The organism is Gloeotrichia echinulata CP02, assembly GCA_038087035.1.
GTDB classification, from domain to species: Bacteria; Cyanobacteriota; Cyanobacteriia; order Cyanobacteriales; family Nostocaceae; genus Gloeotrichia; species Gloeotrichia echinulata.
In genome coordinates, this window is record CP051187.1 from 5,767,788 (window position 1) to 5,789,195 (window position 21,408).

The 21,408-nt window shown below is 43.2% G+C and carries 23 protein-coding genes and 1 pseudogene; 14 read left to right on the forward strand and 10 right to left on the reverse strand.

From position 1 onward, the window contains the following. Window positions 1–56: 56 nt before the first annotated feature. Window positions 57–1,151 (forward strand): tetratricopeptide repeat protein, encoded by a 1,095-nt coding sequence (locus tag HEQ19_25575; GenBank protein ID WYM02355.1) that lies wholly within the window; start codon window positions 57–59, stop codon window positions 1,149–1,151. Window positions 1,152–1,295: 144 nt separating this feature from the next. Here the strand turns inward: HEQ19_25575 and HEQ19_25580 are convergent. After that, window positions 1,296–1,706, reverse strand: a pseudogene (locus tag HEQ19_25580) (RNA-guided endonuclease TnpB family protein). A 180-nt stretch (window positions 1,707–1,886) separates the two neighbouring features. Between HEQ19_25580 and HEQ19_25585 the strand changes: the two are divergent. Then, the gene (locus HEQ19_25585) at window positions 1,887–2,129 is read left to right on the forward strand and encodes a hypothetical protein (protein WYM02356.1); all 243 of its coding nucleotides are present in this window, start codon (window positions 1,887–1,889) and stop codon (window positions 2,127–2,129) included. 144 nt (window positions 2,130–2,273) lie between these two features. Here HEQ19_25585 and tnpA read toward each other — a convergent pair whose 3' ends face one another. After that, a complete protein-coding gene (gene tnpA, locus HEQ19_25590; protein ID WYM02357.1) occupies window positions 2,274–2,675 on the reverse strand; it encodes an IS200/IS605 family transposase in 402 nt (133 codons plus the stop codon). 51 nt (window positions 2,676–2,726) lie between these two features. Between tnpA and HEQ19_25595 the strand changes: the two genes are divergently transcribed. The 3 genes from HEQ19_25595 to HEQ19_25600 all read left to right on the forward strand — a co-directional run bounded on the left by HEQ19_25595 (window position 2,727) and on the right by HEQ19_25600 (window position 5,023). Beyond that, entirely contained in the window at window positions 2,727–3,755 is a 1,029-nt protein-coding gene (locus HEQ19_25595; protein ID WZI67017.1) for a transposase, read from the forward strand. Window positions 3,756–3,758: 3 nt separating this feature from the next. Next, window positions 3,759–3,917, forward strand: coding sequence for a zinc ribbon domain-containing protein (locus HEQ19_31345; GenBank protein ID WZI67018.1), 159 nt, complete (start codon window positions 3,759–3,761; stop codon window positions 3,915–3,917). Window positions 3,918–4,183: 266 nt separating this feature from the next. Next, window positions 4,184–5,023: an SPFH domain-containing protein gene (locus tag HEQ19_25600; protein WYM03617.1), complete on the forward strand. Its 840-nt coding sequence runs from the start codon at window positions 4,184–4,186 to the stop codon at window positions 5,021–5,023. Between the two features lie 712 nt (window positions 5,024–5,735). On the opposite strand, the gene folP is transcribed toward HEQ19_25600, so the two are convergent. From folP to HEQ19_25620, 4 genes are all read right to left on the reverse strand, one after another. Continuing rightward, the gene (folP, locus tag HEQ19_25605) at window positions 5,736–6,566 is read right to left on the reverse strand and encodes a dihydropteroate synthase (protein WYM02358.1); all 831 of its coding nucleotides are present in this window, start codon (window positions 6,564–6,566) and stop codon (window positions 5,736–5,738) included. A gap of 163 nt (window positions 6,567–6,729) precedes the next feature. After that, a complete protein-coding gene (gene iscB / locus HEQ19_25610) occupies window positions 6,730–8,013 on the reverse strand; it encodes an RNA-guided endonuclease IscB (GenBank protein WYM02359.1) in 1,284 nt (427 codons plus the stop codon). Between the two features lie 286 nt (window positions 8,014–8,299). Continuing rightward, entirely contained in the window at window positions 8,300–9,052 is a 753-nt protein-coding gene (gene tpiA / locus HEQ19_25615; GenBank protein WYM03618.1) for a triose-phosphate isomerase, read from the reverse strand. A gap of 114 nt (window positions 9,053–9,166) precedes the next feature. Further along, entirely contained in the window at window positions 9,167–9,490 is a 324-nt protein-coding gene (locus HEQ19_25620; GenBank protein WYM03619.2) for a hypothetical protein, read from the reverse strand. Between the two features lie 40 nt (window positions 9,491–9,530). Here HEQ19_25620 and HEQ19_31350 point away from each other — a divergent pair, with 40 nt between their 5' ends. From HEQ19_31350 to HEQ19_25635, 3 genes are all read left to right on the forward strand, one after another. Continuing rightward, window positions 9,531–9,941, forward strand: a complete 411-nt coding sequence (locus HEQ19_31350) for a hypothetical protein (GenBank protein WZI67019.1) — start codon at window positions 9,531–9,533, stop codon at window positions 9,939–9,941. A 745-nt stretch (window positions 9,942–10,686) separates the two neighbouring features. Then, the gene (locus HEQ19_25630; protein ID WYM02360.1) at window positions 10,687–12,132 is read left to right on the forward strand and encodes a GTP-binding protein; all 1,446 of its coding nucleotides are present in this window, start codon (window positions 10,687–10,689) and stop codon (window positions 12,130–12,132) included. Window positions 12,133–12,185: 53 nt separating this feature from the next. Then, entirely contained in the window at window positions 12,186–12,458 is a 273-nt protein-coding gene (locus HEQ19_25635) for a ribbon-helix-helix domain-containing protein (GenBank protein ID WYM03621.2), read from the forward strand. 28 nt (window positions 12,459–12,486) lie between these two features. Here HEQ19_25635 and HEQ19_25640 read toward each other — a convergent pair whose 3' ends face one another. After that, a complete protein-coding gene (locus HEQ19_25640) occupies window positions 12,487–12,660 on the reverse strand; it encodes a hypothetical protein (protein ID WYM02361.1) in 174 nt (57 codons plus the stop codon). Between the two features lie 71 nt (window positions 12,661–12,731). Between HEQ19_25640 and HEQ19_25645 the strand changes: the two genes are divergently transcribed. From HEQ19_25645 to argC, 3 genes are all read left to right on the forward strand, one after another. Beyond that, complete coding sequence (locus tag HEQ19_25645) at window positions 12,732–13,817, forward strand: RNA-guided endonuclease TnpB family protein (protein ID WYM02362.1); 1,086 nt, start codon at window positions 12,732–12,734, stop codon at window positions 13,815–13,817. Window positions 13,818–13,941: 124 nt separating this feature from the next. Continuing rightward, on the forward strand, window positions 13,942–14,229 hold the full coding sequence (locus tag HEQ19_25650) for a type II toxin-antitoxin system RelE/ParE family toxin (protein WYM02363.1): 288 nt from the start codon (window positions 13,942–13,944) through the stop codon (window positions 14,227–14,229). 155 nt (window positions 14,230–14,384) lie between these two features. After that, complete coding sequence (gene argC, locus HEQ19_25655; protein ID WYM02364.1) at window positions 14,385–15,356, forward strand: N-acetyl-gamma-glutamyl-phosphate reductase; 972 nt, start codon at window positions 14,385–14,387, stop codon at window positions 15,354–15,356. 195 nt (window positions 15,357–15,551) lie between these two features. Here the strand turns inward: argC and HEQ19_25660 are convergent, their stop codons facing one another. After that, window positions 15,552–15,803 carry a hypothetical protein gene (locus HEQ19_25660; GenBank protein WYM02365.1) on the reverse strand — a complete coding sequence of 84 codons (252 nt, stop codon included), beginning with the start codon at window positions 15,801–15,803 and terminating at the stop codon, window positions 15,552–15,554. A gap of 128 nt (window positions 15,804–15,931) precedes the next feature. Next, the gene (locus HEQ19_25665; protein ID WYM02366.1) at window positions 15,932–17,587 is read right to left on the reverse strand and encodes a mechanosensitive ion channel; all 1,656 of its coding nucleotides are present in this window, start codon (window positions 17,585–17,587) and stop codon (window positions 15,932–15,934) included. Window positions 17,588–17,870: 283 nt separating this feature from the next. On the opposite strand from HEQ19_25665, the gene HEQ19_25670 reads away from it, so the two are divergent. Then, a complete protein-coding gene (locus HEQ19_25670; GenBank protein WYM02367.1) occupies window positions 17,871–18,314 on the forward strand; it encodes an SRPBCC family protein in 444 nt (147 codons plus the stop codon). Between the two features lie 157 nt (window positions 18,315–18,471). Here HEQ19_25670 and HEQ19_25675 read toward each other — a convergent pair whose 3' ends face one another. Then, window positions 18,472–19,290: a SirB1 family protein gene (locus HEQ19_25675; protein ID WYM02368.1), complete on the reverse strand. Its 819-nt coding sequence runs from the start codon at window positions 19,288–19,290 to the stop codon at window positions 18,472–18,474. Window positions 19,291–19,311: 21 nt separating this feature from the next. Between HEQ19_25675 and HEQ19_25680 the strand changes: the two genes are divergently transcribed. Then, window positions 19,312–19,491, forward strand: coding sequence for a PEP-CTERM sorting domain-containing protein (locus HEQ19_25680; GenBank protein ID WYM02369.1), 180 nt, complete (start codon window positions 19,312–19,314; stop codon window positions 19,489–19,491). A gap of 422 nt (window positions 19,492–19,913) precedes the next feature. Beyond that, window positions 19,914–21,362 (forward strand): F0F1 ATP synthase subunit beta, encoded by a 1,449-nt coding sequence (gene atpD, locus HEQ19_25685; protein ID WYM02370.1) that lies wholly within the window; start codon window positions 19,914–19,916, stop codon window positions 21,360–21,362. Window positions 21,363–21,408 lie beyond the last annotated feature (46 nt).

Genomic DNA, 21,408 nt, shown 5'->3' on the forward strand with positions numbered 1-21,408 from the left:
AATATGGCGATATTTCGATTATTTCTCGCCAAATATTAGACGCTCTAGCAAATACTTTGGAATTACTGCCTGAAGAAACTGCTGCAATTGAAGCTCAAGTTCTTAAACCTTACCGACGATACAAGGAAAAATTGAGGATATATGAGCAGGCATTAGTTGAGGCAATTCAACGGGAGCATTTTCCTCTCAGTCAAAGTACTAGTGACCAGTTAAAACATTTTCGGCAGGTTTTGGGTCTAAGAGAAGAAGATATAGCCCCGATTGTAGCTAGAATTGAGCCACCAATCATCAGGGTTAGAAGAATTTTTACTACTTTTATTATTTCAATTTTTAGAAAACCTAAAATTATCATTGGCGCAGGTATTGTCACTGTTGTGCTTCTCATGCTTACTTTTCTGCCTAGAACGCCTCCGCGACCAGAAAAGGAACCTACATCCACTGCAAACCCCACAGATATTTCTACACCCACCACGATAATAGCAAAGGAAATATACGAAAGGGGACTCGATAAATATAATCAACAAGACTACACAGGAGCGATTGAAGATTTCAACCAAGCACTTCAGCTAGAGCCTAATAATATACTTGCCTATTACCAACGTGGTTATGCCCGTGCTGAAATACAAGACTACAAAGGAGCAATTGAGGATTTTAACCAGTATATGCAGCACAATCCCAATGATGTCGATGCTCTCGATAACCGAGGGAATGTTTACTATAATTTGGGTAAGTACGAGCAGGCAATCACTGACTTAAACAAAGCTATCCAAATTAACCCCAAGGATTCCTACGCTTATAACATGCGAGGGTTAGCTTACAACGAGCAAGGTAAATACGAGAAAGCGATCGCTGACTACAACAAAGCTATCGAGCTTAAATACGATCCACTCAGTGTTCCCTACAATAACCGTGGTAATGCCTACGACAATCTTGGAAACTATCAGAAAGCAATTGAAGATTACAACCAGGCAATCCGTATTAATCCCAACGATGCTGATGCTTTCTACAATCTGGGAAATACCCATTCCAAATTAGGAGATAAGCAGGCAGCAGTACAGTATTTTCAAAAAGCTGCACAACTGTATCAAAAACAAGGTCAGACAAAAGACCACCAAGAGACATTAGAGCGGATCAAAAAGCTTCAGCAGTAGTCAAAGCAGTTTCAAGTGTGAAATGAGTGTGCGATTCGGAGTTATTTATAATTCAGTACTCTAATAAGAGCTACAGCCTGGGTATTAGCAATTTCGGAGTGCAGTGCGTTTAATGGTTAATGTTTTGATTTTGCCCTCTACCTATCTAGATTTCCAAAATTGATAAACTCGATTGGCAATTTTAATTCTATTCCCACTTAAGAGTTTATAACCTGCTTGTTTAAGCGTGAATGATTTGGATTTTTTAACCTTTTTAAAACCCGGTGGTCTGACTCCTTTCTTATTATGTTTAAAAAATAATTGGTAGGCTTTCTCTATGCGTTGACAGATATCTTGCACTGCTTTATAACCTATTGATTGCCAAAATTGATGACGTTTTCTTAATTTGGCAATATGAGACTGGAGTTTTGCACAGTTTAAGTGTTTGCTCCACATGCTTTCGTACCGTTTATGTAGAGCAATACAATGGTTATAGATCACCCCTGCGGCGTTGATCATGCGTTTCAGGTGTCTATTCCTTTTGTGTTCGTACAGCTTAAACTTTAGTGTAATCATGGCAATATTATATCAAAGTCGCCCTAGAAGGGCGAGGCTTTAAACCCATTTCTTTGGTAAGGGCGCAAGCCTTGCGCCCCTACAAAGCTTGCTGTAGAGTCGTAAACAGTTATCACGTTGACAAAAGGCAAGGGGTTTTCAACCTGTATTCTGATAACTGGTCACTGATTGGTGAAGTACATGGATGCTTTTGCTCCCGTTCCCCCTGAATGGACGAATCAGGCAATTCACGCCTATAAGTTTTGTTGTCCTAGTTGTAACTCAAGTAGCCGAGAAGCTGTACAAGTTTGGATCAATCGGCGATCGCCTGTGTTGACAGAAGCGCATGGGCGCAAATGGCAAGAGTTCTACAATTGCCAATGTGGTTTTGTCTGGTGGGCTTGGAGTAGCGATCGCCCCCCTACAGATTTATCTTATCATTGATGGAAAAACCCGAACAAAACCGTTTTTTTGCCTAATTATAGCGGTTCAGGTTTGTCGGCAATCCACTTTTCGCTTTGATATTCTGCTAAATAACCATTGCCAGTAAAGTTAATTACCGAAAAAATGGGTAAAAGCCCCGTCCTTCTAGGACGGCTTTAATTGATTCTGTATATATCTTTTTAGTACCTCCAAGGGTGCGCCGCCTACTGAAGAGGCAAAATAAGAAGGACTCCATAAAGCGTCTTTTCCTAGCGGTTTCTTAAATCCCTCTTGTCCATAGCGACGACTCGAAACCCCTTTGAGCGCGTTCACTATCTGAGAGATAAACAATTTAGGAGGATATTCAATTAATACGTGTACGTGGTCTACCTCCCCGTTAAGTTCCTGTACTTTGAAATTCATCTTTTCAGATACTTCGCTAAATGACTTTTTAATCAAAGCAAGACTCTCGTTGGTGAGTATAGGCAATCGATATTTAGTAATGCAGACCAAGTGAAGTTTTAAGTCTGTAACACTGTGTCTTTCGCGACGAAAATCACTTGACATTTTCTACAGACCAAGTTATATTATAGATACAGACCAACTATAACACAAAGCGTGAAAGCCAGATATAAATACCGATTCTATCCAACAGATCAACAACGAACGAGCCTAGCTCAGTTGTTTGGGTGTGTGCGGGTAGTTTGGAATGATGCTTTGGCTTTGTGCAAACAGTCCGAGAAACTTCCTAGCAATGGGGATCTGCAAAAATTAGTATTAACCCAAAGTAAAAAGACTGAGCAGCGTTCTTGGCTGAGTAGCGTAGCTAGCATTGCTTTGCAGCAATCAGTCGCGGATTTAGGAACTGCTTATAAGAACTTTTTTGATTCCCTAAAAGGCAAAAGAAAAGGCAAGAAACTAGGTAGCCCTAGATTTAAAAAGAAAACGAATCAACAGTCTGCGCGTCTTACTCGTGGCGGTTTCTCTATTAGTAAAGAGGTGGTGTACCTAGCCAAGATTGGAAATGTTGCTCCAATTTGGTCTAGGCAATTACCTTGTGAACCTAGCTCAGTTACTATTATTAAAGATTGTGCTAATCGCTATTTTTTAAGTTTTGTGGTTGATATTGAGCCTGTCAGCCTTGATACTAAAAGCCAAACTAGACGCTCCTGCGTCGCTAACGCTGGCGCTATCGGGATTGATTTAGGTATCAAGACTTTTGCGGTAATGAGTAATGGTGAAAAAGCTGAAAGTCCTAGCTATAAAAAGCTTGACAGGAAAGTTCGCCAACTACAAAAGAAATTAGCACGACAACATAAAGATTCAAAGCGGCGGGACAAAACCCGGATTCAAATCGCAAAACGTCATAACCAAATCGCCGACACCCGCAGAGACTTTCTGCACAAATTATCAACTAAGATTGTTAGCGAAAACCAAGCTATTGTTTTAGAAGATTTGAATGTGTCTGGGATGGTTAAAAACCGCAAACTTTCAAGAGTAATTAGTTTGCAGGGTTGGCGTGAGTTTCGGACACAATGCGAGGCTAAGTCGGCAAAATATGATAGAACTTTCCATGTCATTAGTCGATGGGAACCAACTAGTCAAGTCTGTTCTGAATGCGGTTTTAAGTGGGGCAAACTTGATTGAAAGGTGCGCCAGATTAAGTGCTTAAATTGCGGGACCGAACATGATCGCGATGGAAATGCTGCTAAGAATATAGAAAAAGTCGGGATAGGGCATTGCCACGACTCTAAATGCACGTCGAGACGGAGTAAACCTACTTCGGTAGTATCTGTCAATGAAGCGTGAAGAATCCCCGTGCGTTCACGCCGGGGAGTATGTCAAGAAGTAACTGCTTGCCAGCGTGTAATCAAGGTGCTTTAATAGCGATTGCGTTCCGATAACTTGTCCTGCCTGCAAAAGACCCACAAGATCCACGGCGACTTGTCATCAGACATTACTGCTGGTGTTTCTAAAATTACATAATCAAAACATTAGACTTAAAGGTAGGACAAGGTAGTACCATGTCCTTTAAACTAAAATCTCTTGCGCCAACAGCACTCATAGGAGCATATATGGAGCCAATCATTGCTATAGTCTTAGCGCTTATAGGTTATGCATTAGGATCTGCCAAGCTGATTAATCAAGGTAATGAAGCCCTAGTGGAACGATTAGGGAAGTATCATCGCAAACTTAAGCCCGGATTGAACTTCATAGTTCCCTTCGTCGATCAGATTGTGATGGAGGATACAACACGAGAGCAGCTTTTAGACATCAAGCCTCAAAACGTGATCACCAGAGATGGCATTTACCTGGAAGTAGATGCTATTCTCTACTGGCGGATTAGAGATATACAAAAAAGCTTTTATGAAATTGACGACCTCCAAGCATCCTTGAACCAGCTAGCGACAACCACACTCCGAGAAATTATTGCCCAAAGATCCTTGGAGGAGGCTACTATGTCAAGAGCTGATATGGACAGAGCTATATTAGAGCAATTGAATCCGATCACGACAGATTGGGGAGTCGAGATTATCCGGTTAGATATTCAGTCCATTAACCCGCCCGAAAGTGTGCGGAAGTCAATGGAAGAGGAGCGAGCCGCTGAAATCAAAAAACGGGCGGTAATTTCCGCAGCAGAAGGAGAAAGACAAGCTGCGATTAAGAAAGCAGAAGGAACTAGGACTTCAGTGGAGATAATTGCGGAGGCTTTACGGGCGCATCCTGAAAGCAAGGAAATCTTGCGCTATCTTGTCGCTCAAGATTATGTCCAGGCCAGCCAAAAACTCGGTGAGAGCAATAATGCCAAAATTGTCTTTGTTGATCCAGCCAACTCCACAGAAATGTTTCAGGAGTTGATTGCTGAGTCTGTAGTTCACGACCCTAATGGTAAAAACTCCGAAAATGGTGTTTAGGGACTTTCAATTAAAAAAATCTGTAATTTGTCTGACTTTTCACGGGATCTGGAAAACCTCTCTCCTACAAGGGGAGAGGCTTTGAATTTTTCCCCAACCCTAGTACTCTGTCAAGATAAAAATGATGGACTGTAGTGCGGGCATCTTGCCCGCGTGAGCGAGACGCTCACACTACCAAAAATCCCTCAAAACAAAATTGCAAAACAAAATTGACAGACTACTAGCAGCTGGTGGCGAATAGAGTTGACATACTCCCTGATCTGAAAGTTCAGGGATTCTGGATTCAAACAGCAATAGCAGGCATAGCCCGTCTTACATCACCTAGCCCGACAGACAATGCCCTGCCTGTTGCCACTATTTTACCAAAAAGCCGTCCTAGAAGGACGGGGCTTTAGACCCAGTTTTTTTGGTAAGACCCATTTGGCTATGTGAGCTTGATTATGGTTTGGGGCGCAAGGCTTTGCGCCCCTACAGATCATCGAACGACGCCAAAAACCCTGATTTTCTCTGATAATTTATTTTTTTGTTAAGTAAGTCGGTAATTGCACCGAACTATATTACAAAACGTAAATATTCCCCAAACCCTTACCGATGACAAATGACAAATGACAAATGACAAATGACAAATGACAAATGACAAATGACAAATGACGACCAAAGCAAGTAAGGTTTATTTGCGCCTACCTACTTAGTTCCTTGGTTATTTTGGCTTCTACTGTCGCCAGATTGCATCAGCCACCAGCGACACTTCGCGGATTTCTCTGACATCGTGAACTCGGAGGATATCCGCACCATTAAAAATAGCCGCACAACAAGCTGCTGCTGTTCCCCAAACTCGCGCTTTGGGATCTGGTTGGTTTAAAATGCGACCAATGAAACTTTTACGAGATGCTCCGATTAAAATTGGGCAATTGAGCGCTTTTAATGACCGCAAGCGGCGCAAAATTTCTAAATTTTGCTCATAATTTTTAGCAAAGCCAATCCCAGGATCAATAATAATTTTCTCCGGCTTAATCCCTGCAGCAGTTGCAGCCGTAATTTGTTGTGACAAAAAACTAGAAATCTCTGCCATTAAATCTTGATAATCAGTCAGTTGTTGCATAGTTTGCGGGTTTCCCCGGATATGCATTAGCGCAATTGGCACATCTAAGCTGGCGACTGTTGGCAACATTTCAGCATCAAATGTACCGCCAGAAATATCATTAATCATATCTGCCCCAGAGGACACAGCGGCTTTAGCGACAGTAGCCCTAGTTGTGTCTACAGAAATCGGTGTTGAAATCTCTTGGCGTAAGATTTGCAACACCGATAGCACCCGTTCAAGTTCTTCTGCAAGGGTGATTTGTTTAGCCCCTGGTCGAGTTGATTGACCACCCACATCGATAATATCAACACCAGCAGCTACCATAGCTTGAGCTTGTGCTAAAGCAGTAGTGGTAGAGTTAAACTCACCACCATCACTAAAGCTATCAGGCGTGACATTTAAAACGCCCATAAGATAACTTTGCTGTCCCCAGTGGAAACAGCGATCGCGAATCATCATCTAAACCTCCCAGGAGACCCCCACTATATCGGTACTCCGATTAGTGGTGGGAGGAATGGGAGAGAAATTATGTTCGCGTAGCGTGCCGCAGGCAAACGGTTCCTGAACATTTTTCTGCACAGCAGAAACCGTAAGGGAAACAGTTGAGTAATTTCTAAATCTTTTATTGTGCGTAAGAGTAACCATCTTTTTTGTGAATGTGTTTACAAGTTTTGTGACTAATTCCTTGAACTAATCCGTTTCTGGTCGAGATGTTGAAACTTCCAGTTGTACGAGTTGCTATTCTTCCAATATATTCACCAACTTTTTTACCAGTAGTGACAACAGCCTTAACAATATCCCCAGTCTGAAAACCAAAATGAAACTTAGTTCTAGAGCAATGTCGATTTGGAAAACCAAATTTATCTGTGCGACACGATTGCCTAGTGCCATGACCGTTAGCTGTAATCAACAATGGTTTAACACCTTTAATAATCAATTTTGGCGTTGTTTTCCCAACACAAGCCGCGTCTAACCAGTGAGATTTTTCTAAATTTTGTTGACTACGATTGAACTTTGTTAATCCTCCTGAACCTGTTTCTATAGGTAATCCCGTTGCTTTTAATGCGTTCAACAATGCAAACCGAGTTGTGTTTACTGCTGCTGCATCGGCTAACGGTCTTTTAGCTTGTGTCAAAATTTTGTTTAATTTTGATGGGTCTTTTTTCAGAAAGTCTTTAATGTCTTTTGTCCCTTTTTTAGTATTACATTTCTCGCAACTTAAGGTAAGATTTGTAATCGAATTTGAACCTCCTTTAGCTCGTGGGTGAATGTGTTCAACCTGAAAAGTCACATTGTTAACACCACAATAAGCGCATTGTCTACCCCACTTTTCTAGTAGATATTCTCGCGTCTCGTAACCGGCAAGTGTACCTTGTTGGTATTCTTCACCTTGGATATCTGGGTTATGCATTAACTGCATATCAAAGCGAACTAGCTCTTGACTAATAGCCTGTATTGGTGCAAGTTTACGTAATCTTTCAACCCAAGTTTTAATATTCTCAACCCGACTTTGTAAACTCGGTGGCAACCATTTATCTGGGCGAGTTCTGTTTAAAAACCGTGGTTGTCTGTAACGAGTTTTACGGTTTCTTCTGCTACGTCTTAATTGTCTCCTAGAGGTTAGAGCATCTCTAATTGCAAAGCCTCTATGCTTTAATTCAGCAGCAAATACAACTTCTCCAGTAGCATCATCGACTAATGCTATTCCTGTTGTTTTAGCACCAGTATCAAGCTTTAATCGCAGTGGTGTTACTGGTAAATCAGGATGAGATTTTTTGAGGATGATTGTGAACGGAAATTGTCTAAATACCGCTGCTTTTTTGTTCCTTAATAACTGTCTAGCCCTGGCGGGATGAATTGGGTCTAATGGTCTTTTTTCTGTGTCTAAAACAAATACTTTGGACATAATGTTCTGCTCATTCGAGCCTCCTTACGGGTAATGTTAGCTTCGACAATGTTAGAGGTCGGTAACTATATTGAGAACACTTCCTTAACCCTTGTACAGATGTTTAATCCTCAATTTCTAGAGCAGGGAACTAGCTACGCATTCCCTGGTAGGTCTTTAAACTCCTGCCTCTAACGTAGTACTCAAAGTACTTAGTCTGGTCAACTGGACTCTTTCAAGCCCCCACTAGATTGCTCTTGTCTACGACACGCTCCGCGAAAGCAATTAGTGGTGGGTGGTTGACCTGTTATTGGTGTACACCGGGAATGACGACTACAGAATAGTTGACAATTCTGGCGAAACTTTCAGCTTCCAAACTCGCGCCACCCACTAAAGCGCCATCAATTTCTGGTTGAGCCATGATCTCATCAATATTATTTGGCTTGACTGAGCCGCCATATTGAATCGAAACATGAGGATTACTCAACTGACTACGAATTAAGCGAATGACTCGATTAGCTTCCGTAGATTCACAAGTATCACCTGTGCCAATTGCCCAAATTGGTTCATAAGCAATTACTAAATTATTTTGATCAATATCCACCAAGTCTTTTTCTAGCTGGCTGATAATCAGCGATTCCGTCTTTCCCCCATCCCGTTGTTCTTTAGTTTCGCCGACACAGAGAATTGGCGTCAAACCGTACTTTTGCGCCGCTTTTAGGCGTAAATTAACAGTTGCGTCTGTTTCGCCAAAATATTGGCGTCGTTCACTATGACCGACAATTACATAACGCACACCAATTTCTTTGAGCATGGGGCCAGAAATTTCACCCGTATAGGCTCCATTTTCTTCCCAGTGGACATTTTGCGCCCCCAGTTGTACACGGCTACCATGCAAACTCTGTGACAAAATATTTAAGTCAGTGAAGGGAGGGCACAATACAACCTCCCGATCTTGGGGGGTTTCCTCCAAGGTGGGCAGAAATCCTTGTAAAAACTCTTTGGACTCTGCCTGAGTTTTGAACATTTTCCAGTTACCGGCAATAACGATTTTCCGCACAGGTGATTTAGTCAAGTTCCTAACGCTACGAGATGCATTTTTCACTTTACTACTTTTTACGTCCCACCGGATTGGGGATTGGGGATTGGGGATTGGGAAGGTATAGTCACGAAATTATTTCTCTGTTAGACAATACGCGCTGGCTGTAGCAGCTTCCGTCAACCCTGTAGCAGCTTCCGCCTTCACGTTTGCGTGTTTCGCGCTGGCTGTAGCAGCTTCCGTCAACCCTGTAGCAGCTTCCGCCTTCACGTTTGCGTGTTTCGCGCAGACTGTAGCAGCTTCCGTCAACCCTGTAGCAGCTTCCGCCTTCACGTTTGCGTGTTTCGCGCAGACTGTAGCAGCTTCCGTCAACCCTGTAGCAGCTTCCGCCTTCACGTTTGCGTGTTTCGCGCAGACTGTAGCAGCTTCCGTCAACCCTGTAGCAGCTTCCGCCTTCATGTTACCGCAGGGGTGTGGACGGTTTTTTCATAACGTAGCTGTGAAACTTGAAAATCCGAGGTTTTCCCGATGTTTCTATCAGGAAGTTCCCCACATCGTGGAATTGAACATCTACCTTTTAATTCCTATGGAAATTCTCATCAATCTTCTGCTCAACCTTTTGATTATCTATTACTGCATAGTCGCTTTGATACGACTGTTTCAGTATATTCATTGCGAGTGGCAAACCTTCGTATCCAAGTTTACCAGCCGCCCACGGGGTAAAGTTTCTCGCTCATACCGCACTGACCCCAAAAATAGATACCTCCAAAGCGACTTGCTCATTCTGGTCAAAGGTGACGTAGCATTAGCCAAAAGACTTTTGGCACACCAGCGGCGAAAACAACCAGGGCAATCAGATAACTGGTACTTGGAAAAAGTGATCTACGACCTAGAGCGCGATCGCCGCTGACATGAGGGACTAACAAATTCAAAAATATCTCTGTAGCGAATAAACAAATGCCTCGAATGACTGACCAACTTCTGGGACAAGACTATTTATCGGATGCGTCTCGATACCATTCTCGCAGTTGCTGACGTACAATATTTTCCTTTTTGCCCAGTAGTTCTGCTAAAAAAAACTGAAACTGTTGTTAACCCGCTTGATTGGGTCATTACTATCCCAAAAGTCCACATTGCTAGTACAACTGCTTGAGGCTTTGTGAGATTTGGCATTTTTTCAATCATTTTTCTAGTCTATTCTCTTAATTCCTCACTTTTTATTACTTGCCTTCCCCTGATGCACCCTTAGATATTTTTGCTGAGGACAGTCAGATAAGTATTTTACCTGCTAAAACATACCTTTGTTAAATACCTACCCTTGAAAGACAATTGATCCCATTAGAGGGTGTTGCCTCAAAAAGCCTATAAAATCTTTGGGTGTGGGATCAGACCTACCATTCACCAGAAGAAAATACTTCTTCATGAAATATTTATATGGATTTGATTGACGACGCAGCCGATCACATTATTTAGTCGTGCCTCGAAAAGCCCATAAAATCTTTGGGTGAGGATTTTCAGACGAGATTGAGTCTGTGAGTCCCAGTTCAAGACTGCAACCTATTTCACTTCTGTTTTTTAGCTCTTTCCCCATTTGTCAACCTCTGCTAAAAATAACTAGGATCGCAACAGAGGTAAATCCAAAATCCAAGATTGACATGACTTCGACATTACCAGAACCACATCACAGCGACTCGCCCAATTGGTCCGAAGAACTAGATAGTGCCATTTTCAGCTTTGAAGACATTCAAACGGAACTCAATTATAAACAAGCACAAACGGCGCTGCGTAATTTGGTAGCCAGTCTCGACCTCAGCCCCCAAGAAAAAGCCGGCTTGGAAACCGAAATTACTGATTTAGCAACCATGCTCAGTAAATTAGACCGCATGGTGGTGCAAATTGCGGCTTTTGGGATGGTGGGACGGGGTAAATCTTCTTTACTCAATTCCTTGGTGGGAAAACCTGTGTTTGAAACTGGCCCTTTACACGGTGTTACCCGTGATGCCCAGTGTGTAAATTGGAGTATTCATGAAGAAGGGATTGGGGGGTCTTTACGAGTCACCCTACCGGGCACAGGTCAATCACAGGTAGAATTAATTGATACACCAGGATTAGACGAAATCGATGGTGAAACCCGTGCTGCATTAGCTGAACAGATAGCAAAACAAGCAGATTTAATTCTGTTTGTGATTTCTGGTGATATGACAAAGCTAGAACACCAAGCCCTTTCCCAATTGCGCCAAGCTGGTAAGCCGATAATTCTGGTGTTTAACAAAGTAGACCAGTATCCAGAAGCAGACCGCATGGCAATTTATCATAAAATTAGGGATGACAGAGTAAAAGAGTTAGTCTCGCCCCTAGAAATTGTCATGGCTGCAGCATCACCATTGGTAAAAATGGCGATTCGTCGCCCCGATGGTAGCAGGGGTGTGCAATTGCGGACAGGTAACGCCCAAGTTGAAGAACTGAAGCTGAAAATTTTAGAGATTTTGCAGCGGGAGGGGAAAGCCTTGGTAGCTCTCAACACGATGCTTTATGCTGACACTGTGAACGAGCAATTAGTGCAGCGTAAATTGATAATTCGCGAACAAGCTGCTAATCAGTTGATTTGGAAAGCTGTCATGACCAAAGCAACGGCGATCGCTCTCAATCCGGTGACAGTTGTAGATATACTTAGTAGTATTGTTATCGATATTTTTCTCATTTTAGGTTTATCTAAACTCTACGGCATCCCCATGACCGAAACCGGTGCCTTACAATTACTCAAAAAAATTGCCCTGAGTATGGGCGGTATTGGTGTCAGCGAACTACTAGCAAATTTAGGTTTAAGTGGACTGAAAACTTTACTTGGTATCTCTGCAACCGCTACCGCTGGTGCGGCTATTGGACCCTATATATCAGTCGCCCTCACACAAGCAGGTGTAGCTGGTGTTTCTTCCTATGGTATTGGACAAGTGACCAAAGTTTATTTAGCCAATGGCGCGACTTGGGGACCAGATGGACCAAAAGCAGTTGTCAGCAAAATTTTAGCAACTCTGGATGAAAATTCTATTCTTAACAGAATTAAAGATGAATTACAAAACAAGGTAAGATTGAGAAATTGACCGTAAGTTGTAAGAGGTTGTAAATGGTATAACTAGGTTGTAAGAGGTGTTATATGTTAGAACCGGAAATGTCTAAAACAGTTAATACTGGTGTCAAGCTGGATGCCGCGCTTCATGAGCGGCTTAAGGCGCTTAGTCAGGTAAAAGACCGTAGCCCACATTGGTTAATGTGCGTTGCTATCGCTGAATATGTTGAGCGCGAAGAGGCTTATGAGCGTGAAAAGCGTGAGGACAGGGAGAGATGGGAGCGCTACCAGGCGAGCGGCAATGCTGTTTCTAGTGAAGCCGTTGATCAATGGTTGGCTTCGTGGGGTATGAAACTGTAACTTAATTTCTACCCATCTCTACCCATTGCTACTCATTTTTGGGTAAGTTTTCAGCAATTAACTCATCAACGAATACTCTTAGCCGTTCTTGCCAGTTAGGAACGGCTCTGAGCTTTTCCTTGACTCCGGGTAAGACTTTGAACTGTACCGGAACTTTATCATACGCCACTTCGTTGTCTGGCTTAAACTTTATTCTGGGCATGATTAATTAACTGTATTGTCTGATATACTAGATATTATAGAGGATTTTAGCTAGGAGGTTCTCGAATTGTCATGCTATTAGGTTTCAAGACAGAATTGAAACTGAACAATCAACAACGCACTGCATTAATGAAGCATTGTGGTGTAGCTCGTCATGCTTGGAATTGGGGACTGGCTTTAACAAAACAAATCTTAGACCATAACAAGGTAAATCCTGATTCTCAAATCAAATTTCCTAGTGCTATTGACCTTCATAAATGGTTAGTAGCACTAGTAAAGTCAGAAAATGAATGGTATTACGAATGCTCTAAAAGCACTCCACAGCAAGCTTTAATGGCGTTGCGAGAAGCTTGGAAACGTTGTTTTAATAAAACATCTGGTGTTCCCCGTTTCCAGAAAAAAGGTAAACGTGATTCTTTCACGCTTGAAGGCACAGTGAAAATCTTAAGCAGCAACAAGATTCAAGTGCCTGTAATTGGTGTTCTCAAAACCTATGAGCGACTACCTCAAGTATTAACTAAATCTGCCACAATTAGCCGTCAAGCTGATAGATGGTTTATTAGTTTTCGATTTGAACTGGAAACTCAAAAATCAGAACACACAGATGTTGTAGGTGTTGACCTTGGTATCAAAACCTTGGCTACTCTCTCTACTGGTGAGGTAATTCCCGGTGCAAAGTCCTACAAGAAGTACCAAGTCAAGTTGAGCAAAATGCAATGGTTACATCGCCACAAAATTATCGGTTCCGCTAACTGGAAGAAAGCACAATTGCAAATAGCCAGACTGCATAAAAAAATAGCCAACATTAGAAAAGATACCTTGCACCAAGCGACAACATTACTTGCTAAGAACCACGGCACAGTAGTGATTGAAAACCTCAATGTGTCTGGGATGATGGCTAATCATAAACTGGCTAAATCTATCCAAGATATGGGTTTTTACGAGTTTCGCCGTCAATTAACCTACAAATGTGAACTTTACGGTTCTAAGCTGGTTGTAGTTGACAGATGGTTTCCCAGTTCTAAAACTTGCTCGAATTGTGGAACAAAAAAAGAAACACTTACCTTAAATGAGCGAGTGTTTGAATGCGGTCATTGTAGCTTTGTCATTGACCGTGATTTGAACGCTGCGATCAATTTGAGCCTAGCTGTCAGTTAGACAGTGTTAGCCTGTGGACTGGATAACGCCGACGTTACCAGGATAAAGCAGGAAGTAAGCAACAAAGTACAGGTTTGTCTAACTTTGTCTAAGTCTTATGTAACGGAAGTGAAAGCGAGTTACCATGTCCAAAATAGTCTGGTTGCCGGAAGCCCTGGAAGATGTAGTCAGGCTACGAGGTTTCCTTGAAGATCAAAGCCCAAAGGCGGCTAGCCGAGCCGCTGAGGTTATACGTGGTGGTGCGAAAACTCTTGCAGATTTTCCCGAAATAGGTAAGCCCATGAATGATGATACAGGGCGGCGTGAATTATTCTTGCCTTTCGGAACAGGTAGTTATGTTCTACGCTACAGGGTGGATGTGGGCATCGTGGTGATTATTAGGGTATGGCATAGCAAGGAAAACCGCGATTAACCTGGGTGAAATTCAGATAACATTCCAGCGTTTTTTATTGTGTCCTTGGGCAGTTGAGAAGCCTGTGACGAGTTAAAGTCATCGGTGATGCTACTTCCTATGGCGTCAAATATCAGATAATTTAAAGGTTGGCAATCCCTCAAAATGCTGGACGCATGACTAAACCGAAGATTTTTATTGATGGGGAAGCAGGTACCACAGGTTTACAGATATACTCGCGCCTCAACGGACGGGATGACATTGAGTTAGTTAGCCTGGAAGCATCTAAGCGTAAAGATGCAACTGAACGTGCGAAACTGATTAATGCTGTTGATGTGGCTATTCTCTGTTTACCTGATGACGCAGCCCGTGAAGCTGTTAGCTTAGTCAGCAGTACGACGGTGAAAATTCTCGATGCGAGTTCGGCCCATCGCACAGCTTCAGGGTGGGTATATGGTTTTCCCGAATTAAACCCAGTCCAGCGAGAGAAAATCGCCAGCGCCCAGTTTGTCAGCAACCCAGGCTGTTATCCTACAGGTTTTTTGGCTTGTATCCGTCCGTTGATAGCTAAGGAACTGCTTCCTTTGAATTTTCCCATCACTATTAATGCAGTTTCTGGCTACTCTGGTGGCGGTAAAAATCTCATCCAAAAGTATGATACATTCCACGAACAGCAAACAGGCAAAACATCGCTTTATTCCTATGGTGTCTATGGTTTGCAGTTTGGACATAAACATGTTAAAGAAATGCATCAATACTCTGGGTTAGCATCACCCCCGTTGTTTGTCCCAGCAGTCGGAGATTTTGAACAAGGAATGGTGGTACAGATACCTTTGCCATTGTGGAGTTTGCCGCATCCACCCGCAGGTAAAGTTATTTATGATGCGATCGCCGACTATTACCAAACCGAAAAATTTGTCCATGTCGCTCCATTTCAAGATTCTACACTGTTGCGCGATGGAACTTTTTTAGATGCGATCGCTCTTAACGACACTAATATTGTTCAGGTTTTCCTATTCGCCAATGATCATACCCAAGAAGCTCTGTTAGTGGCGCGTCTCGATAATCTGGGTAAGGGCGCATCGGGCGCCGCTGTCCAAAACCTCAACATTATGCTGGGTTTTCCAGAAGAATTAGGATTACTTTAAGTATGATACAAATACGTTGGTAGGGGCACGGCAATGCCGTGCCCCTACTGGCTTCTATATGTATCAGAGTTTTGGTGAAATGGTATAACGCAATACAGTTCAGTTAAGGAAAATTGTCGTAGGGGCACGGCACGAATAAAATTGTCATTAGAAGAAAAAATTTTGGATGTTCCCTACAGTGTATATCATTCAAGCCTAACTGAACTGTATTGTGGTATAACGCTCAAAACCTACGCAGTATTGGGAACGAGGGCAACTCAGTTTTTCGGTAAAATGAGAACATTCCTGTTTCAAACCAGAATATTCCTGTTTCAAACCAGAATATTCCTGTTTCAAACCAGAATATTCCTGTTTCAAACGAGAACATTCCTGTTTCAAACGAGAATATTCCTGTTTCAAACAGCAAAATTTAAGCTTTGAACTCGGAGTGTCAAGTTCTAGACTCAAACATCCAAGCTCAAAGCGAGAATTTTACACTTCTGGAGCAGAATTACCGGGATATTGACTACACTTTCGATGCTTGTAGCTGCACTTGCTGAGAACTCAGGGTAAATCTGCCCCTTTATTTGTCGAAGTTAGTTTTTACTTTTGAAAGACTCTAACCAATTTTGCACTTGCTCACGGGCAATATCGCGACCACCCAGACCAAAAGCTAAAGCAATAGCAACTGCGATCGCACCTAGTAAAAGTCCAAAGGCTAAGTTCACAATATCAGGAGCAACCCCAATTTGTTGCAGCGCCATTGCAGATACTAGAGTAATGATCGAAATCCTCGCTACTTGACCTAAAACTCGTGCTTGGGAATCGCCGGAACTCGTAATGATGTTAAAAGCTAGATTGGCGAGGAACAAGCCAATGGCAAATATGACTAATCCAGCTAAAATCCGTCCGATGATGATTAAAATGCCAGTTACCAGTACTGTCAGGGCTGGAATATTCAGAATATTCACCGCTGCGACAGTTGCAAACAGTAAGATCCCAACTAAGACAATAATCCCAACGATTTCTGATGGGGTGCGAGTTGGTGCTGGCGCTGTTGTTCCTTCTTCTTCAGAGAATGCTGTTTCTCTGGAGGGGACTGGTAGACCCAGGATCTGGAAAATGTTGTTAAAGCCTATACTTGTGAGGATGCTGGTAACTAGATCCGACACAAATTGTCCCAGGAAATAGGCAAAAATCAAAATGCCTACAGCGGTGAAAACTCCGGGTAAGGCTTTGAGAATCTCTTGTAACGCCGCAATTGCGGGGTCTGAGATGGCCTTAATTTCCAAAGCATTCAAGGCGGAAATCCCTACAGGAATCAAAATCAAAATATAGACAATTAAGCCTATAATACTTGATAGAGATTGCGCTCCTGTTGATGGAGACAGTCCAAACCGACTGCCTAAATGGTCGATTCCTGTTGTCGCTAGTAAGTTGCTGACAATTCGGCGGACAATATTTGCCACGAACCAGCCAACTACTGCAATTCCTGTCGCCCCTAGAATCTTGGGCAAAATTGAGATAATTTCCGTAATCAGAGCTTGTACTGGTTGTAGTGCCTGTGTTAGCCCCAGACTAGTGAGAACTGGGACGAGAAACAGCAAAAAGATGAACCAGTAAAGCGCAGTCCCAATAGTTTCACTAATAGACAACTGATTGGGAGTTGGTCTACCATCTTGTGTTTGCTCATTCAGACGCTCATCCAATCTCAGGGCTTGTAATGCGCGTACCGTAACCAGCCTCACAAGGGTTGCTAATAACCAAGCAACACCCAAAAGAATTCCCGCACCCAGTAAGTTTGGCAAATAGCCAACAATTCGATTGAGAAAATTATTGAGGGGTTCAGAGGCTACTTGCAGATCTAGTTTATCTAAAACTGCGACCACCGTTAACAGGACAATGCTCCAAAAGACTAAGCCGGAGATTAATTGCTCCACCTGGGGAAGATTATCTCGACCTGTCAACCCGGAAGCAATGCGGTTATCTATGTCTGTACGATTGACGATTCCCCTGATCACTGCTGCTACAACCGCAGCAATTACCAACCCAATGAATAAAATTGCTACTGCTTCGAGTAAGCGGGGGGTAGAGTCCCACAGATGATTTAAAATCTCTTGGGGACCGCCAATTCCTTGCTGCGCCTCTGGTTGATTAGTTGGTAGACTTGGCGATTGTGCCAACAATTGCTGCACCTTCATCGACAAACCAACTTCCATCACCTGAGTTATTCCTGGCCAAGTTGTGTTCATGGGTTTCTGGAATTAAGGTTAAGTGTTCGCCGAAAACACTGCAGATGTTACTGGAGTAAATTGTTCGGAACAATCTTCCCTGTACGTACATTAGTGTTTTGCTTATCAACTTACCAGTAAAAACATATCTGTCGCCGATATCAAGAGTAATTTTTACTTTTAGGACTAAAGCTGCGTATCATATTTTTTTCGTAGGGATTGTCAAGAGTCAATTGATCCAGTAATTAACTGGATGTGTTCAATTTGAGCTAGACTAGGTGGACAACTGCATCAAAAATGTAGAATGTCCCAAGTTTTGGAACAGTCGATTCAAATTAATGCTACAGCAACGGTGGTTGAGCGTTGTATTACCGATCTAACTCTCATGCACCGCTGGCTTAACCCAGTTCTGCGTTGTGAACCTGTGAAGGGAGTTTGGAGTACCGATGTTGGCAGTCAAAGTCGGTTTATAATTCAAATTCCTGTAATTAAACCCACGCTCTACAGCGTTGTCGTCGAAAGAAAACCAGGTTTAGTAGTCTGGGAATTTCAGGGATTTTTCACGGGACGCGATCGCTGGGAATGTCAACCAATAGAGAAGGGAACACAGCTACTCAACCGCTTTGAGTTCGATGTTCCCAATCCCCTAGTCAGTTGGGGCTTCAACACCTTTGCAGCCTCTTGGACTCAACAAGATATGCAAGCACAGTTACGCCGTCTCAAGCGCGTAGCTGAAGAAGTACGTTGACGGTCATTTGTCAGTTGTCATTGGTCATTTGTCATTGGTGATTGGTGATATCAAATCCGGTTGATTGCACATGGTATTTGTAGGGGCACAGCACTGTTCCCGAACGTTTGTGTGTTCATTTAAGCGGATTTGATATTGGTTATTGTGATTCTCCCCCCTAACCGCCCATCTCAGTAAGCAAACGGCGAATGACAATTGCATCCTCAGCCTGGGGAACCTTGGCTAGATAGGTTTGCAAGTCGTCAGCAGCTTGGGGGTAGTGACCGAGTTGATAGTAGATAAGACCGCGATCGCGCAATTCTAAGCTGACATCGGGAAACAACAGCAAAATTCGGTCTACAGCGGCTAGGGTTTTTGCTAAATTCTGCTGTTTGAGGTAAATAAATTTCAGATTCGTGAGCATCCGCGCCAAAAATTGCCGATTGTTTACCGGGGCTAGAAATTCTGGTTTTAGTGTCACAGGTTGCTGAAACATGTCCGAAAGTCGTTCCTGGCAATCTTGGGAAAATATTACATTACCGCGATCAAACGCATCCACAAACATCTCCACATCAGAAATATCTGGGCGGATCAAGAAATGTCCTGGCATTCCCACTCCCATCATGGGAAAATCAATTCGTCGCGACACTTCCAGGTAAACCAGCGCCAAAGTAATGGGAATTCCCAGTCGGCGGTCAATGACATCATTGAGAAAGCTATTGCGGGGGTCGTAGTAGTCTATTTTATTGCCAGAAAATCTCAAGTCATCGTATAAATACTGATTAATACATTGTATAACCCGCAGCGGATAGCGTGAGTCAGGCAAGCGTTCTTGGAGTTCCACTGCCATTGTATCCAGGGCATTGAGGTATTCTTCTGGGTCAAGGTCGGGATATTCTTCTTGGGCAATATATAAAGCTGCTTTAGCCAGGTCGATATGCTCGTCAAGCTGCTGAATCTCCTGGTAAAAATATTGTCGCGCTGACGAGAAAATCATAAGCAATCACTCGATGGAGGTATGAAGATAAAGCAGTTTTATATTTATCTTAGGGATATTAAGAGAATTTGCAAATGCAATTTGTATGACAATCTCACTGTTGATTCGGTTCCTGAACCTTTGAGTATATTGGGTTCATTGACAGCTGGTGCTTTTGGTTTAGCTTTGCGCCGAAAATATAAGCCGCAAGAGCAAGCTTAAGCGACAGGTTTTAATCCAATACGCTTGGTGTTAAGACAGATGGTAGGGGCACGGCGTCGATAATATTACTGTATATATATACCAAAAGATTGTGGATGCCGTGCCCCTACGACATATTGCGTATTAGGTTTTAATCTTTCGGGCAAAACGTTGATTTTTCATACTTCCGGCTGAAGTTGACACCAATTATTTGTGTAGCATAAAAGACTACGTTAGGTTCTAACTGCCGGATCAGGGAGCGCTGATCCGGCAGTTATGATTTAGCCTATTGACAATGCGCTGCGAACCTAAGCGGTCACGCTGTTTTTTAAGGAAATGCTAAAGCCGATATGCTCCCTCCAGTGGTAAAGTGAAAGATGACATTGCAGGTATGGGAGTGTCAAAGCCCTATCTGAAATATAGCTTCAACCATTAGGCGCAGCATGGTCACCACTGTAAAAACAACAAACATCGGTTTCATTACCCAAATCATCGGTCCGGTTGTAGACGTAAAATTTCCCGGCGGGAAATTGCCACAAATCTATAACGCTCTGACCATCAAAGGCACAAACGAAGCTAAACAGGACATCAACCTGACCGTCGAAGTACAGCAACTGCTGGGCGATAATCAAGTGCGGGCTGTCGCTATGAGTACCACCGATGGCTTAGTACGTGGTCTGGAAGTCGTTGATACTGGCGCTCCCATCAGCGTGCCAGTTGGTAAAGCGACTTTAGGTCGGATTTTCAACGTTCTTGGCGAACCAGTTGATAATCAAGGCCCTGTAAACGCTGAGGCCACTTTACCCATCCACCGCCCTGCTCCTAAATTCACTGAACTAGAAACCAAGCCCTCTGTATTCGAGACTGGGATTAAAGTGGTTGACCTGCTAACTCCCTATCGACGCGGTGGTAAAATTGGTCTGTTCGGCGGTGCGGGTGTTGGTAAAACCGTGATCATGATGGAGTTGATCAACAACATCGCTACCCAGCACGGTGGTGTATCGGTTTTTGCTGGTGTGGGTGAGCGCACCCGCGAAGGTAATGACCTCTACAACGAAATGATTGAATCTGGGGTGATCAACAAAGACAACCTCAACGAATCGAAAATTGCTCTGGTATACGGTCAAATGAACGAGCCACCCGGAGCAAGAATGCGCGTGGGTCTGTCTGGATTGACAGTAGCTGAGTACTTCCGTGATGTTAACAAGCAAGACGTGTTGCTGTTTGTTGACAACATCTTCCGGTTCGTACAAGCAGGTTCAGAAGTATCGGCGCTGTTGGGTCGGATGCCCTCAGCGGTAGGATACCAGCCTACACTAGGAACCGATGTGGGTGCATTACAAGAGCGGATTACCTCAACTACAGAAGGTTCAATCACCTCCATTCAAGCCGTCTACGTACCAGCGGATGACTTGACCGACCCCGCACCTGCAACCACCTTCGCTCACTTGGACGGAACTACAGTGCTGTCTCGGAGTTTGGCATCTAAGGGAATTTATCCAGCTGTGGACCCCTTAAATTCTACCTCCACCATGCTACAGCCCAACATTGTCGGTGATGAACACTACAACACTGCCCGTGCTGTACAAGCAACCCTGCAACGTTATAAAGAACTCCAAGATATTATTGCAATTCTGGGTTTAGACGAATTGTCTGAAGACGACCGTCTTACCGTAGCACGGGCGCGGAAGGTTGAGCGCTTCCTATCTCAGCCATTCTTCGTAGCAGAAGTATTCACCGGCTCTCCTGGTAAGTATGTGAAGTTGGAAGATACTATCAAAGGATTCCAGCAAATTCTGTCTGGTGAGTTGGATGCTTTACCAGAACAGGCTTTCTACTTAGTAGGTGACATTAGCGAAGCGAAAGCTAAAGCTGAAAAACTCAAAGGTTAGAAATTAGTCCAAAGTCAAACAGTCAAGAGTCCAACGTCAAAATATT